General features: G+C 36.3%; 14 protein-coding genes and 1 tRNA gene. 8 read left to right on the top strand and 7 right to left on the bottom strand.

What is annotated here, in order from left to right; genetic code table 11:
* Window positions 1-17: 17 nt before the first annotated feature.
* A tRNA-Leu gene (locus ACW8TM_RS08640) sits at window positions 18-105 on the top strand.
* Window positions 106-259: 154 nt separating this feature from the next.
* Here ACW8TM_RS08640 and ACW8TM_RS08635 read toward each other — a convergent pair.
* Window positions 260-1345: an RNA-guided endonuclease InsQ/TnpB family protein gene (locus tag ACW8TM_RS08635; RefSeq protein WP_491532890.1), complete on the bottom strand. Its 1086-nt coding sequence runs from the start codon at window positions 1343-1345 to the stop codon at window positions 260-262.
* A 128-nt stretch (window positions 1346-1473) separates the two neighbouring features.
* Window positions 1474-2085: an IS607 family transposase gene (locus ACW8TM_RS08630; protein WP_491532889.1), complete on the bottom strand. Its 612-nt coding sequence runs from the start codon at window positions 2083-2085 to the stop codon at window positions 1474-1476.
* A 230-nt stretch (window positions 2086-2315) separates the two neighbouring features.
* Here ACW8TM_RS08630 and ACW8TM_RS08625 point away from each other — a divergent pair, with 230 nt between their 5' ends.
* The 5 genes from ACW8TM_RS08625 (at window position 2316) to ACW8TM_RS08605 (ending at window position 5774) form a co-directional block, all read left to right on the top strand.
* Window positions 2316-3611, top strand: coding sequence for an acetamidase/formamidase family protein (locus ACW8TM_RS08625; RefSeq protein ID WP_491532888.1), 1296 nt, complete (start codon window positions 2316-2318; stop codon window positions 3609-3611).
* Window positions 3612-3652: 41 nt separating this feature from the next.
* Complete coding sequence (locus ACW8TM_RS08620; protein WP_491532887.1) at window positions 3653-4147, top strand: MGMT family protein; 495 nt, start codon at window positions 3653-3655, stop codon at window positions 4145-4147.
* A 40-nt stretch (window positions 4148-4187) separates the two neighbouring features.
* Window positions 4188-4523: a MazG nucleotide pyrophosphohydrolase domain-containing protein gene (locus ACW8TM_RS08615; RefSeq protein ID WP_491532886.1), complete on the top strand. Its 336-nt coding sequence runs from the start codon at window positions 4188-4190 to the stop codon at window positions 4521-4523.
* A gap of 89 nt (window positions 4524-4612) precedes the next feature.
* Window positions 4613-4846, top strand: a complete 234-nt coding sequence (locus ACW8TM_RS08610) for a hypothetical protein (RefSeq protein ID WP_491532885.1) — start codon at window positions 4613-4615, stop codon at window positions 4844-4846.
* A complete protein-coding gene (locus ACW8TM_RS08605; protein ID WP_491532990.1) occupies window positions 4821-5774 on the top strand; it encodes a pyridoxal phosphate-dependent aminotransferase in 954 nt (317 codons plus the stop codon). Before ACW8TM_RS08610 ends, ACW8TM_RS08605 begins: the two co-directional genes overlap by 26 nt.
* 25 nt (window positions 5775-5799) lie before the next feature.
* On the opposite strand, the gene ACW8TM_RS08600 is transcribed toward ACW8TM_RS08605, so the two are convergent.
* The gene (locus ACW8TM_RS08600; protein WP_491532884.1) at window positions 5800-6531 is read right to left on the bottom strand and encodes an MBL fold metallo-hydrolase; all 732 of its coding nucleotides are present in this window, start codon (window positions 6529-6531) and stop codon (window positions 5800-5802) included.
* A 173-nt stretch (window positions 6532-6704) separates the two neighbouring features.
* On the opposite strand from ACW8TM_RS08600, the gene ACW8TM_RS08595 reads away from it, so the two are divergent.
* Window positions 6705-7508 carry a BtpA/SgcQ family protein gene (locus tag ACW8TM_RS08595; protein ID WP_491532883.1) on the top strand — a complete coding sequence of 268 codons (804 nt, stop codon included), beginning with the start codon at window positions 6705-6707 and terminating at the stop codon, window positions 7506-7508.
* 50 nt (window positions 7509-7558) lie between these two features.
* Window positions 7559-8356, top strand: coding sequence for an anaerobic ribonucleoside-triphosphate reductase activating protein (locus tag ACW8TM_RS08590; protein ID WP_491532882.1), 798 nt, complete (start codon window positions 7559-7561; stop codon window positions 8354-8356).
* Here the strand turns inward: ACW8TM_RS08590 and nrdD are convergent.
* The 4 genes from nrdD to ACW8TM_RS08570 all read right to left on the bottom strand — a co-directional run.
* A complete protein-coding gene (nrdD, locus tag ACW8TM_RS08585) occupies window positions 8337-13445 on the bottom strand; it encodes an anaerobic ribonucleoside-triphosphate reductase (protein WP_491532989.1) in 5109 nt (1702 codons plus the stop codon). The genes ACW8TM_RS08590 and nrdD overlap by 20 nt on opposite strands.
* Window positions 13446-13523: 78 nt before the next feature.
* Window positions 13524-13787 (bottom strand): glutaredoxin family protein, encoded by a 264-nt coding sequence (locus tag ACW8TM_RS08580; RefSeq protein WP_491532881.1) that lies wholly within the window; start codon window positions 13785-13787, stop codon window positions 13524-13526.
* Between the two features lie 557 nt (window positions 13788-14344).
* Complete coding sequence (locus ACW8TM_RS08575; protein WP_491532880.1) at window positions 14345-14608, bottom strand: hypothetical protein; 264 nt, start codon at window positions 14606-14608, stop codon at window positions 14345-14347.
* A 12-nt stretch (window positions 14609-14620) separates the two neighbouring features.
* Window positions 14621-15543 (bottom strand): hypothetical protein (locus ACW8TM_RS08570; RefSeq protein ID WP_491532879.1); only part of this gene is annotated, 923 nt, incomplete at its 5' end.

The following is a 15543-nucleotide window of genomic DNA, read 5'->3' as shown; positions in this document are numbered from 1 at the left end:
ATATTAGAAAGTTGTGAGCGGGGGTTGCCGAGCCAGGTCAAAGGCGCAGGGCTTAGGACCCTGTGGCGAAGGCCTTCGTGGGTTCAAATCCCACCCCCCGCACCACTAATGTTTGAATAAGGCACGTTCAAGTTTAAGTGTTTAAATTATACTTGGGGTTCAGCTTACATAGGCATTGGTAAGCCTATGTGAGCCTTGGGCTTCATCAGGTTCAATCCCCTTCTTGAGTTCATAGGAGGCTTATCATTGCCCTCAGCCCCTATCGGGGTAACCCCACTCCTCTCCTCATCCACACCTTCCACCTAGGGATCATTAGTTTTATCACCACATGGTAGAAGGTGCTTGGAGAGGGAGGAAAACCCCTCATCTCAAGGTATATGTTTATCGCACCACACAGTTGTCTATCTAAAGTCAAACCGCATCTAGGACACTTTACCACCCGCCCCTTTCGGAGCTTCATCAACCTCTCTCCACACATGGGGCATGTGGATGAAGTTCCTCTAGGATTGACCAGCATAACCCTACTCTTATAGCTCATGTGCTGGACTATCATCCTCCAGTTCTGTTTTGAAACATCCCTATTGTGCTTCCTGCTCTTAGTATACATCCCTTGCTTTTCTAAGTCCTCAAATCCATGCATAGCGTTAGGAAAGATTCTGATTAACTCCGTGGTCAGTTTATGTACGAAGTCCTTAGCCCTATTCCTCTCCCTTTTGCCATGTTTTGAGACTATGGACTTTAACGAGGGTTTCTTCGAGGCAATACTCTGAGCCCTCCCCCTCTTGATCTCATGTACTCTGTGGATGTGATATAGCCCTCTTAGGTCAACTCTAATCCACCCATATTTTGGTGAAAAACCATCCAGACTGCACTTGTTCAAGTCCCAACCAATGTACTCTGTTGCACTTCTCTCCTTCAACGGCTTCCTGAAGGTTATTATCAGTTCATCTTCCTTTAAGATTAACTCTCCAAGGTCACATCCCCTAACCCTCCTCCTAAACCACGCTCTCGATAAGTCAAATTCTAGGTAGAGTTTTCTAGGTTTGATGGTCATCCTAATCCTATAATCTCTGTAGGTGTACAATGTCTCCTTAACCCTGACGAACCTCCTCTTAACCATTGGCTTCCTCTTCTTTCTCTTACCCCTGATGTAGTTCCTTTTCCAAGAATTGATTATTGAGTAAGCAGTCTTTATTGCTGAATCTACATAGTGTGATGCATAGCTCCAGTCCTTGAGTAGAGTATTCCTCAAACTCCTCTTGAACTCCCTGGACTTGGGGATTACTGGAATTAGTCGCTTTACATAATAGTACCTCTTCACATTTCTTCCTCTCCGCTTAACCACGTAGTAGTTCTTCTGTCTTTTTTTCAGTCCATGTGATGTTATCCCAGATAGTGTCTATTGTTTTTTGTAGGAGATACTTGTAACTGCTCAAAAACTCCTTGACATCGTAGTTGTGCTTTATCTTATAGCTAAGGGTCACGTATGAGTTGTTTTGCACCCTCAACCACCTTCTTATACTTATGACTCCTCATTCCATACAATTTACCAGCAAAGTGGGATATTATTGTGATCAAATCCTCAATTAGCTCCTCCTTTGGACTCTTTTCCACCCTGTTTATCACTATGATCTCAGTTCCATAGCTCTTGAAGAACTCCTCTAAGGTCTTGAACCTGAACCTCACCAGTCTATCTGGATATGCTATGATGACCTTTGAAACCTCCCTATTCATAACCATCTTTAGCAGTTTCTGGAAGTTCCTCCTGTTTTCCTTTAATCCAGAACCCACATCTTTGAGTATCTCTACCTCCCATCCCTTCTCCCTAGCGTAGTTCTCTATAAGCTCAATCTGTCTCTCTAAGTCATCTCTCTGGGTATGTGATGAGACTCTCGCATATCTAACCACTTTCCTCTTCTCGTGAATTCCTAGAATCCTCCTTATCTCGCTCTCAGGAACCCTTCTCTTACCACCAATAGTCCTAACACACCTAATCTTACCCTCCCTATCCCACTTCTGAATAGTCCTAATATGTACACCTAGTAGCTTCGATGCCTCCTTCATGGTGTATAGTCGTTCCACCATTACCCTTCAAATATTTAACAGTTTCAGTGGGCGTGTTCTTAGAAGTTGTTAGAGTACTTATAAAAGTTGGTTTTCCCTGAAAAGAAAATTATTCAAGCCGACAAGTGAATTAGATAACATAATGATAAAGTTTAAGTTAAACTTCCATATTCACTTGTCAATTAATTTATGGAGATAGCTAAACTCAATGTTAAAATAGATTTATATAGAGAGTCTATTTGGTGTAGGTTATGAGCTCCGAATTATATAATGAAATATATACGAATGGAATTATTGGACCTAAAGTTGAGATGACTGGACCTATTGCTGATGGAGGGAAGATAAAGTTTCTCACTGCTCCCGGCTGTTGGGGGCCAATGATTACTCCAACTTTGAGGGGAGGACATGAAGTTAATGTTCCAGTTCTAGTTGAAGGAGCTGACGTTGGAGATGCAGTCGCAATATATATTGAAGATATTAGGGTCAAGTCTAAGGCTACATCCTCTGGTGTTGATCAACCTGTTGAAGGAGCCTTTATTGGGGACCCATATGTAGCTAAGAGATGTCCAGTTTGCCATGACCCATGGCCTGAATTTACAGTTGAAGGAATTGGTCAAGAAGCTATTAAATGTAAAAAGTGTGGTGCCCCATCTAGTCCATTTAGAATGGTTAATGGCTATACTATTATCTTTGATGAAAAAAGAAAATTTGGCCTAACAGTAAATGAAGATTTAGCTAGAGAAATAGCTAAAAGTGCAAGTGAATATTCAGCTATACCAGTTAATTCAAAGCAAGTCTCAATATTAACCTTCGGTAAAGCAGACATTATTGGTTTAGCTTCAAGATTAAGGCCTTTTATGGGGCAATTGGGAACTACACCAGCAGTAAATATACCAGATTCACATAATGCTGGAGACTTTGGATACTTCCTAATAGACGCTCCACACCCATATAGAATTACTAGAGAGCAGTATGAGAGGGATCTAACTGATGGCCACCTAGATGTAAACTCAGTTAGAGCTGGAGCAATACTAATAGCACCAGTTAAAGTTAAGGGTGCAGGAATCTATGCTGGAGATGCACATGCAATGCAAGGTGATGGAGAAGTAGCCGGCCATACAACAGATATTACAGCTGAATTAACCGTGAAAGTTAAGGTAATTAAGGGATTAGCTTTAGATGGACCTATATTACTACCACCGGAGGAAGATCTGCCTCCCCTAGCTAAACCGTGGAGGAAAGAGGAGTGGGAGGAAATATTAAGGCTAGGTAGACAGTATGGCATAGAGCCAGAGCCAGTGGCTCCAATACAGATAATAGGTTCAGGACCCACTATCAATGAAGCAGCAGTCAACGGCTTTAAAAGAATAACAAAACTACTTGACATGAGTATTGAAGAAGTAAGAAATAGAGTTACAATATCAGGAGCAGTAGAAATAGGCAGACTACCCGGAATAGTTCAAGTAAGCCTACAAGTACCCATAAGAATTCTAGAAAAACTAAATATAGCTGAAATAATAATCAGACATTATAAATTACAATACTAACCATGAATTAGGTAACATTAAAGTTCAAAGGAAGAAAGCATATGAAGACACGTATAAGTTGGAAGGAGAAAATGAAGAAGAAACAAAAAATAGTCGACATACCACCAAGAATGATTAAAAGATTTGGAGAAGGAAAAATGTTAATACCAAGCCCACTTGACATTGATGTATTAATAAGGAAAGTTGAAAAGGGCAAACTTATAACTCAAAGTCAAATTAGAGAGAGACTAGCTGAGAAATATGGAGTTAAAGTTACATGTTCATTAACCACAGGAATATTCCTGAAAATAGTAGCTGAAGCCACAGAGGAGGATATTAGAAATGGTAAAAAGCAAGTGACACCATACTGGCGAGTAGTTAAAGATGATGGTAGCTTAAACCCAAAATTCCCAGGCGGAGTGGAGGTTCAAGCCAAACGTTTAAGGAAAGAGGGGCACATCATCTTGAAGAGTAGAGGTAAGAAGCCACCACGTGTAAAAGATTATGAAAAATACTTGCAAAATTTAGTTGATCTTTTAGATCAATTTTCTATTTAAGCAACATAAATTAAAGCGTAATACCCTAAGAGATAATGACATGAAAAAGTGTAATGGACATATTACAATAAGTGAAGTCCAGCAAATGGTGGAGAAGTTTTTAAACGAGATGTCATCTAACTGGACATTAATGCATAATAGATTTTACATCTTCACACATATGATTGAAGAAGTTGGAGAAGTAGCTAGAAATATAACCTATCTTGAACTTAAGAGAAGAAATAAAAACTTTGAAGAAGCCAGAAGCCAATTATCCAAGGAATTATCTGACGTTCTATATCATATCTTCAAAATAGCAATTGCCTATCAAATAGACCTTGAAAAATCATTCCTGGATAGACTGGATGAAATAAGAAGAAGATTCAAGAAAGATTAACCATTATGAAATGAAAAGTAGACTAAAAGCTTTTTGACAATTAAATATTTTAAATTTCCAAGTCCACCTTAAGCACAGAGGGAATAGTATTGGTAGATGAAGATTTACCGATTTTTGAATTGGAGAGATGGCAGAGCTTAAGGGAGAATTATGCAAGAGTATTGTTGAGTGAAAGTGGTGTTGAACCATTAACTATTGCCGAACTAAAAGAACTTATTGGAAAACCATTATTTGAAGAAGAATTAAAAGTCAGCTATGGCTGGACTAAGGGGAGTCCAGAACTGAGAAAAGCAATATCTGAAACCTATAGAGCTAAAAAATGAAGAAAACATTCTAGTAACAAGTGGAAGCTCAGAAGCCAACCTACTAACAATATTATCAGTAGTTAAAAGGGGAGAACAAGTCATAGTGGAAATGTCAAACTACATGCAAATATACAATTTACTAAAATGGAGAAAAACAAAGATTATTGAAGCTTGGAGGAAACCCGAAGAAAATTTTGAACTCAACTTAAACAAGCTCATCAACACTATAAGAGATGTGAAGCCTAAGGCAATATTCATAACAAATCCAAATAACCCAACAGGAATGATCCTATCAAGCAAAGAATTAGCTGAAATATATAATGAAGCCTCTAAATTCAAATCCCTAATGATATTCGATGAAGTTTATAGAGGATTAGAGCATAAAGAGCAAACTGACAGCTTAGTTGAAATAGGCAGTATTGAAAATGTAATTGTAACAAGCGGATTATCAAAGGCATATGGACTACCAGGACTAAGGATAGGCTGGATAATAGTTAAAGAAAAATTAATTGAGAAGATGTGGAGCATAAAAGATTATACAAGTATTTCACTATCCAAATTAAGTGATTCATTAGCAACCAAATACCTAGATGAAAATGTTAGAAGCAAATTGTTAGAGAGAGGAAGAAGAATAGTCAAAAGAAATAAGGAAATCCTAAGTAAAGTATCTGAAAAATATGGGGATTTAATGAAAATTTACCATCCAAAAGCGGGAGCATACTTTATTGGGAAGTTTAAGTGGTCAAATGACAGCAATAAAATCTGTGAAAAACTATTCAGAAACTATGGAATACTAATCTGTCCGGGCGAGACATTTAAACTTAAGGGATATGCTAGAATTGGAATGGGTCAATCCCCAGAGAAATACGAAGAAAGTATAAGGGCAATGTTTAATGGACTTATGAGGTTAAGAGATGAAATGAAGCAATCATCCATTAAAGCATAACAGACTACATTCCATGTGAATGAGGCTACTTCAATATGGATTTAAGATCCCTCAACCTATGAATTAACATAAACTCCTTTGCCCTCCTTCCAATTTTAACTGCCTCTTTTTCGCTTAAGTGAATTTCATTCACGCCTTTACCCTCTGGCCATGTAGCCTCTAGAATCGCTAAATCAGCACCTTCTACCTCATCTTCAAGTGTCTTTATGAAGCCAGTATCACCGCTATAAACTATTTTCAAATCTCTATATAGAATTGTGTATCCCATTGCAGGGATTAAGGAGCCATATGGCTCCATCCTTGTACTTCCACGATGAACAACTTTGAAAGCTTTAACTGTTAATGGCTCAATTTTAATTATATCTTGATCTTCAACTTCAATTAAGGCTATTTGATATGTAAGTTTCGATTTACGGAAAGTTCTCAACACTTCAATGAGCTTCTTTGCTACTTCTGATGGTCTTGGAACAATTATTGTTAATGGTTTTTCTCTTCCAATCATGTGCATGAAGTCCATTAACGGATATAGGCCGCCAACATGATCAAAGTGCTCATGTGATATCAGTATGGCTGAAATATCACTAAATAATTCTGGTTTGTAATAGTGATTGAAAAGCAAGTCCCTAAGCACTCCTGAACCACAATCAAGAAGAATATCAACATTCTCCCAAGTTGAAATCACTATTTGAGTTGCAACTCCTGGAAGAGAAAATAGAACTTTAACCGACAGACCGTTTTTACTCCAAAACTGATCCATATAAACCACTACACAAACATTTTCATAATAGTAGAAATGTTTAGTGTATAAAATATTTAGAGGAAGAGGAAAACTTAGTAACCCAATTAAACATTAAACTGATACTTATTACAACTATAGAACAATAAATCTATTGAAGAAAGCTAGGAGTTAATATATAATGGTGAAAGATGTTGTTTGAAGAAGAGAAGCCAATTATAGGAGTAATACATCTGCCACCCCTACCAGGCTCACCAAGATATAAAGGAAATTTTAACAACATAATAAAGAGAGCACTAAGAGACGCAAAAAGTTACATGGAAGGTGGAGTAAAATATGTCTTAATTGAAAACTTCGGTGATAAACCATATCAAGTGAGAGTAAGAGAGAAAGAAACAATAATTGCTATGAGCATTATTTCTAGAGAGATAGTGGTAAAATTTGAAGAAAAATTGAAAGTAGGAGTAAATCTATTGAGAAATTCAGGTCCAGAAGCCATGGCAATCGCATACTTAACGGGAGGGAAATTCATTAGAGTAAATGCATTATGTCAAACAATAGATGCCCCTGAGGGAATATTACGTCCAGTTGCAAGGGAAATAGCAGAAACAATCTTCAAGTTAAAAATAGAAGATAATGAAGTTAAAATCTTAGCAGATATAAATGTAAAGCATGGACAACCCTTAACCAAAAGAAGCATAAATCAAGTCATTAACGATACAATAGAAAGGGGAAATGCATACGCAGTAATAATAACTGGTCCAAAAACAGGAACACCACCAAGACTTGACCTACTTAAAGAGGCAAGAAAAAGTAGAGCAAAAATATTCATTGGAAGTGGAATAACATTAGAAAACATCAAAAATTACTGGAAATTTGCTGATGGCTTCATAATTGGAAGTTACTTTAAAGTTAAGGGAAAAACTGAAAACCCTGTAGATGCCAGAAAAGTAAGGAAGCTGATTAACGAATACTGTAAATTAAAGAGGTCCACATAAATTAGGTAAACAATAAGTTATAGTAACACAAGATTAAAATTAGGTTAAAAATGAAGGTTTATCTAGCTGGATTTAAGGAGCTAAGCCTAATAGACTATCCAGATGAGCCATCATGTGTATTTTGGTTTGCTGGATGTAATTTCAGATGTCCATACTGCTATAATCATTCAATGTGGGAAATAAGAGAGGAGCAAGCTATGGAAATTGATAAGCTAAAAGAGTTTATGGAGAGATCATCAATATTGTCAAGGGCATGTAAAGTCACGGGGGGCGAACCTACACTTCAATCAAAGGCACTAATAGAACTAGGATTAAAGGCACATGAAATTGGAATGAAGTTTGGTATAGATACAAATGGTTCAAATCCAGAAGTAATCAGAGATTTATTGTTTAAATATAGTTGTTTGGATTGTCTAGCAATTGACATTAAGGCACCATTCAACATTGAAAGTTATGAGAAAGCAATAGGTATACATGTAAGCAGTAGATTAATCCATAAAATAAAGGAAACAATAGAAATTGCATTCAATTCCAATGTAAAACTTGAATTAAGAATCCCATTAATTCCATCAATAAATGACTCATATGAAGCATTAGATAAAATATCCTCTGAACTAGTTAAACTTGGCTATCTAGACAAATATAATGAGAAGAAACTCTCACTCATATTAGCTGAAGTAATAACTGAGGAAAGTGCAGAACAAATAATGAGAAAAGCTAGAAAAATAGAAGTGAATGAAATAATTGAACTAGCATCAAAAATGAATCTCCCAGGAGTATTCATTAGACATAGGAAGCTTGGTGGAAAAGTATTAGTGGATGAAGCTATTAAAACTTTGAAACCTTAACTCTATATCGATCTAGAAGCTCCCGTTTTTTAGCTTCATTCCATCCACTCACATCCTGATAATATCCTGTAACTCTACTCCACCAACATACATCACTTGAATTACAATATGGACAGTGCTTATGAAGTAAAGAGGAAACCCTTCCACAAGAATTACAGATAGTCAAGTCCTTAGTGTATGCAAAATATCCGATTTGAGTCCTTGTAGCTATTCTCTCAGTAACTTTAAGTAGAGCATTTGGATCAGGATAGGCTTCTCCAAGCCATATATGAAAGATATTACCCCCAGACAATATTGGGAAAAATTTATGTTCAATTGATAATTTTCTACTCAATGGAATATTTGCTCCAACATATATATGTGTACCATTAGTATAGTAGACTGGAACATCACGCTCACCCCTACTTAACATTTTCTTAGCACTTTCAACGTCACCCTTAACTGTCCTCTCAGCCATAGATCTGAATTCATCAGACAATAGATCACATACTGCAAGTCTCTGGGCACAACTCTCTGCAGGAGTTCTTGCCAATGCAAGTTTAATTCCATGCCTAGCTTCAAGCTCCTCCTTATACCTTCTCATATGAAGAAGCACTTTAACTAATAATCTAACAGCATCATCAGATTCATGTAATTGATATCCAGTATGCCATTGAGCCATCTCATTTCCACCAACAACACCTATAACATATACAAGTTCATTGAAATCAACTGCAGGTGCCCCCCTCTCACCAGTTCTTGGATCTCTAGGCCTCTGAGTAGCGAAGGGCAACCTACCATTTTGAATCATTAAATCCATCCATTTCATCTTAGACTTAAATACATCTACAGCTAAATCCATCAATCTAAATAACTCTTCTAAAAGGAGATCATCATCACCCCTAGCCCTATATGCTGCCCTAGGAAGATTAAGTGTCACAACTTGCCATGCACCCATACTGAAATGCTTACCATCAACAAAATACATTTTATCATGAAATTCAGGATCACTCTCAGGAGTCTCAGTAAATGCGTAAGCGCAGCATTGATAGCAGGAAACCCCCTTACCGTAGCCACGATATGCTGGAATAGCATTATCGAAATATGGTGTTCCAAATTTAGCTACAACTCTATGAACTGCAAGCCAATCCTCATAGTAATCCCCATTAAAGAATTCAGGAGTAATATAAGTCTCAAGTTTAGGGAAGTTGAAGGGTTTACCCCAAAAATCACCTTCAAGTGCAACTTCATAAATTGCCCTAAAGAATAAGCGAGCCTCATCCTCATAATCACCATATGTATCAGGCCCAACACATCCCCTCAAAACTACAGGCTTATCTCTCCAAATCCTAGGCACACCAGGAGAAAGCTGAATATTAGAGAAAACTAGCTGACCTCCACGTGCAACATAGCATTGAGTGTTATGAAGTAGAAATTGTCCCAAATGGCCACCGGAAAAGTTTTCAAAACCTAAAACTTCAATATCATAGACATAACCATTGGAAGATTCAACTTCTTCAATTGAAACTATTTCCTCAGCTACTAATTGACCATTTAGAAGACTAGATAAATCACCTATTTGAAAGGCATGATTTCCCAACTTCTTTAAAACTGTTTCGATAGTAACACTTTTAACTTTAGGATTAAAGGCACTTGGAAGTCTAGTCCTTTTAAGTTCCTCTCTTAATTTTTTGAATAATGGTATTCTACGTTTAATTTCTCTACCCTTGGACTTCGATAGTATGTAATTTAGTTTGCTTGCATCCTTGAGATTTGGAATTATTTCCAATAACCTTGAGATATCTCGCCGACCAGTTATAAGAATTCTATAAATCACCTTCATCTCATTTTTAGTGAAACGAGTAATTCTCCTACGCTTCTTTATAATAGGATAGAGACCTAGTCTTTGTAATAGAAAGACTAGTCCATTGGCTAGGCTTCTAGAAACAGTATCGAATCCCACTCGATCTTTACAAGTAAAGCCATCTCCCCTATGATAGGCAAAAAGAAATTCTGAAATCAATTTTAAATTAAGTTTAAAGAGTATGGGAGGGATGTGCTTCTCATGGGAAGTAGGTCCAGCACCAAGTAATCTACTGAAAAGAAGGGCGTGAATTTTACCACCAAACCTAATAGACCTCTTATTCCTAAGGGGTTCAACACCAAATAATTCTTTTACATAAATTGAAATTTCATCCCTAATGCACTCATCAGAAATAGACATTATAACCCCTAAATCTAAGTGCTTCTTACATATTGATCCCTTAGCAACATAGTATCCCAGTAATCTCAAGAGACCTTCATTTAAAGTTAATAGACATGGAACATAAGGCCTCTTATGGTAGGGTGGCACTATTTTAGCGTCAATAAGTTCTTGGCGATCCAATTCAAGTGAAGCAACAACCTTGAGAGGAATTCTACGACGAGCAAACCATCCCTCAATAGCTTTATCGGTGAAACCTAATTTTAACCCAATAGTCTTGATATTAGATTTATATTTGAGTAAAACATGTTCAGCCAAGTTAACCCTATAATTGCCTAGTTCATTTAAGAGGCCTCTCGATTTTATGAGGTTAATAAGATTGATTTCCTCTATATTATCTGAAGGTGGAGGCCAACATCCAATTGCAACTATCCAGTCACCTTTAGTCAGTTCCCTCGCCCTAACAGGTACAATATATCCATCATCATTTATAGTGAAGAGTGAGTGGTCTCCAGTAACTCTCACTATTCTACCATTCCTCGTTGTAATCTGTATTAATGGTTCATCGATACTATGCCTGATTATGGCTGTAGCATCAACAAATCTCACTTTTTTCGCTACAGGATCATAACAACAAACTTTAAATTTAGGACCATAAAGAACATCTAAATTAAGTTTAAAACTACCTTTAGCCCCATCAAAGAAACTATCTAAATATTCACCGGCCTTAACCAGTTTAAGCTCACCTGAATTCTCCACCACTAAATACTCATCAGCATCAATACTGAGCTCATAGAACATCATTTGAGCCAACTGTTTAATTTGACGATAACTCAAACCCTCCATGAAGGGAGCTAGAAATACATTATAGTTATAGAAGCCTTGGCCGCCAGCAAAATTAGTCTGTGCAGCTGCCAAAACCTTAACTGAATGGAGAACAGCTACTTCAGGATGCTTAGCAGGTCCAGCTACACTAGTCTTAAATCCAGTACCGTCAGGCATCAATCCATAATAAAGATAATAGCGGAGGTCATGATCTTGACAGTTATGTACTATTATTCCAGTCAAATTTGAGTAGCAATGTTCTTCACTATCTACCATTAAGTCATACACATAATCATCACAAGGTATCTTTCTAATGGACTTAACCTTTATTTTCCTTTGAGTTACCTTTAAATGCTCATTGAATTTTGAATTTTTAAGACAAAAGCTCCTTAAAAATCTTTGTTTCCTCCCAATTAATTCAAAACCTTGAGATAAAAGGGCTTCAATATCTTCCTTGTAAGATATAGTAATTTGAAACATAGGACGTACTCGATTAAACTTAAAGTGTTTAGATATGCTGGGCGTAATACCGAGTCGCTTGAATATAAAGACGACTTGATCAGCTAATCTTTCAGAACATATTATAAGTGTTAACTGTTGCTTGTTACCTTTAAGTATTCTAACGCTACCATCCCCAGATACTAAACCTGATAGAAAGCCTATTAGAAAATCGGCGGTACCCTTCAAGAAAATAGGGGGTAGAGATGCTTCAAATGATTTCTTATCCAAACCTAAAGCCTTAAATATCTGTGAAACTGTTTTCGAATACAAAACTTCTCGAGGAGTACTTGAATTAACATTTCTTCTCGTATCAAGTCCAAACACTCTTTTACATAGCTTTTTAAATCTATCCAAAATTTCAAAGTCACTATTTTTTATGGCAATTTCCTTACTGTCATAATGACCTTCACTAATATAGAGGCCTAGCAACATACCAAAATCCCTATTCACTGAAAGTTTAGCTTTAACAAAGTTCCTTGACTTTCCAAATTTAATATAAAGCTCCTTAGGAAGAACAATAGATTTCTCCAAATATCTATTATCCTCCAGTATTGATAGGAGCTCAATATACTTGCTAAGGGGCATAAATTTCTTTCTCTTCCAGTAATAGACAGTACTATATGGTATGTTTAACAGCTTATGAAGCCTATATACATTAAAGATTACCACGGGTTTAACATACCAATTATCCTTATCATCAATAATTTTCAGCAAATCAATTTCATTTAATTCATCACATTCAATTTTCCCTACAACTTCAATTTCATCTCCAATTCTCAATTCATCAGCTCTTTTAAAACCATCCTTAGTCTTAACCTTATGGTCAGGAGTGCATTTCAGCTTTAACCCCTTAACAGTTTCAATTTCTAAAAGAAAACCATTATACCGTTTTCTAAACACCTTCCTAACTCTACGGAAAACACCATCAGACAAAACTTTAATTTCCCTATTAGGAACATAGACTTCCCAACCATCTACAATCTCCACTAAATCACATCTCTCAACAAGAGACTTAATTGGCTCTATACATATAACATCACTATTCTGGAATACAATTTTCTCGTCCCCTGAGATACAGAAGGGCCGAGTTCCAAAATACTCTAAGTCATGAATATGAATATCACCTTTTAAATGTGCATCAGCCACATGTAAAGGCAATAAAAGTAGATACTGCTCCTTTGAAAGCTTGTCAGCCTTCTTCTTATGTGAAGTTTCAGGATTAGGTTGAAGATTAGCATTCTCCTTAGCCTCAAAACCTAAACCCAAATCAATTAAATATGCATCATAAACAGGAGTGCCAACCCTAGTCAAAATATTTCTATAAATAATATATTCAGGTTTCTTAACAGACCATTCCAAAAGTATATTATTAACCACCTCACGAATTAATGGAGCACTAACAAAGCTTACATTCATACTAAATATTCTACGCTCAGCTTCACGTGCAATAACTTCAGCCTCCTCCCTAGAAATAGGAGAAATACCAAAAAACTTCTCAGCTAACCCAGTCTCCCTTAACAATTGATCCACAATCTTATTTCTATTCCAAGGCTCAAAGAAGCCACTACTAGTCCTAACCATAACCCTACTCGTAGAAGAAGACTTAAAGGAGCCAAGCCAACCAACATATCGCTTAAGCCACTCAGCCCTATCCAAAACTTAACCCTCCAACAACTCTAAAAGTAAAGATTCATTCAAAGAAGAATCACTAAAAAGATCACTATCCAAATAAAATTTACCATCAACCTCAAGAAGCGGTGAAGAAGCCACAAAAACATCCCTCATAATTAAATCAGCCATAACATCTGGATCAGAAAGATCTCTCTCCTCAAACACTATACCTCTACCTTTAAGCCACTCCTTCAACACCAGACATCTAGGACACAATGGAGTAGTATATAGAATAACCTTAACATGAGACATTGCTGTAAAATATATCCCAAAAAAGCATAATAAAAATACTTGATAATCTTATCAAAAAACATCGATAAACAAGCAATTTAAATATTTACATAGACATGTAAAAATATGAGAGTAAAATTAACAGAATATTATAACATGTCAATCAAACTCAAATCATAACCTTATAATCAAAAATGAAAACAAATTAACTTAACCATAAACCAACAAAAATCAAGAAAAATCACTAATCTTCACATTCATAATCCTCAACCAATTCAAGCACAGACCTACTCTTGATTTCCTTAGGAGGAAACTCATCAGCCTCGAAAGTAACAGCCAACCTAACGATCCTACTCTTAGCCACAGCTAAAACCCACAACTACTTTATCCTCTGCTCACTCCAACCACTATCCTTAAAATACTGGAAAAACTCATTTTTGAAAACATAATTCCTATTAAAATATCTAAAAGGAGTTAACAGCAATCTCTTTAATTCATTCAAATCTATTAAATCCACTCATCAAACCCTAAATTGATAAGTACAAAGTAATATTTCAATCTAACCTCTCTAAGAAAATTCACTCTAACAGCCTAATAGCAGTTTTAGCCTCAACCTTAGAAGGAAACTCGACAATCTCAGGAATAATACCCCACTGCACAATACCACTCTTAGCAATACCCATAACCCATAAATCCTCAATATCCTTTTCCTCCCAACCCTTCTCCCTAAAATAATGGAAAAACTCCTCCTTATACAAGATCTTTTTATCATAATACTTAAAAGGCTCCCTTATCAATTTCCTAAGAATTTTTACATCCGAAAAGCTTTTTTTAACTGACATTTTCTCATCATCTCATTTACTTGAAACATAGTTAAAATCTTTTGTTTCCTTATTGAACTTTTTATTCATCCACTCCTTTGGTATGCTTTCAGGTATCTGTGCAATTTGTTGATTAACTTTGATTATTTCTATGTCGCTAAGTTTTTTATCCCTATATTTTCTATAAATTTCCAACTGTTTTTCCAATCTATAGTCCTTCCAAGTTCCCGGAAGCATTCCATATTCTTTGACAATTAATTCTACTGTTTTTGGACTCTCTATGTATATTTCCCACAATACAGTTATTCTATTATCTTTGCTAACAGTTATTTTGTGAGGGTATATAAAAGAGGACTCTTCCTTGAAAAAATCTTTGTGAAAATATCTTAGAAGGGAGACTTCATCTCTGATGAGATTAGGTCGATTTCTATCTATAACATTCATAATACTTTTTATTAATTGCGAGTCTTTGATTTGTTCTAATAACTTTCCTATAGCCATCTCTCTTCTTTTACCAGGTGGGACTAATTCCTTTATTACTTCTTGTTGTTGGGGTGATAATTTGTCAGTTATATCAATCGCTCGCCCCCATGATATTCTCAAGATTATTCTTCTACCCTTTATGCGTAGTGAGCTTGAACCTTCCTCAGCTAATGTTGCTTGGAAATGGTATTTTCTTAGTTCAGGGTTTGTGAAGATTCTTGGGTCTAGGGTGGGATTTGTTATAGTTTTGTGTCCAGGTTCTACTCCAATTCTACGTAGTATTCTAGTTATGGTTGCATTGATGTTTATTTCATAGTCGTCTTCTGATTTTCGATATTTTGGTGGGTTTGGATTTTCAACTCCCAGCTCTTTAAGTAGCTTTATTATATACCAATGGAGAACTGGGTCTTTGTTTACATACTTGCATTTATATCTGTCAGTTTTCCCTGATCTCAGCGACAATGAACCTTCAT

The organism is Candidatus Culexmicrobium sp. (assembly GCF_058356305.1).
The sequence above is the reverse complement of the archived record's forward strand: the minus strand, read 5'-3'. Positions and strand labels throughout refer to the sequence as shown.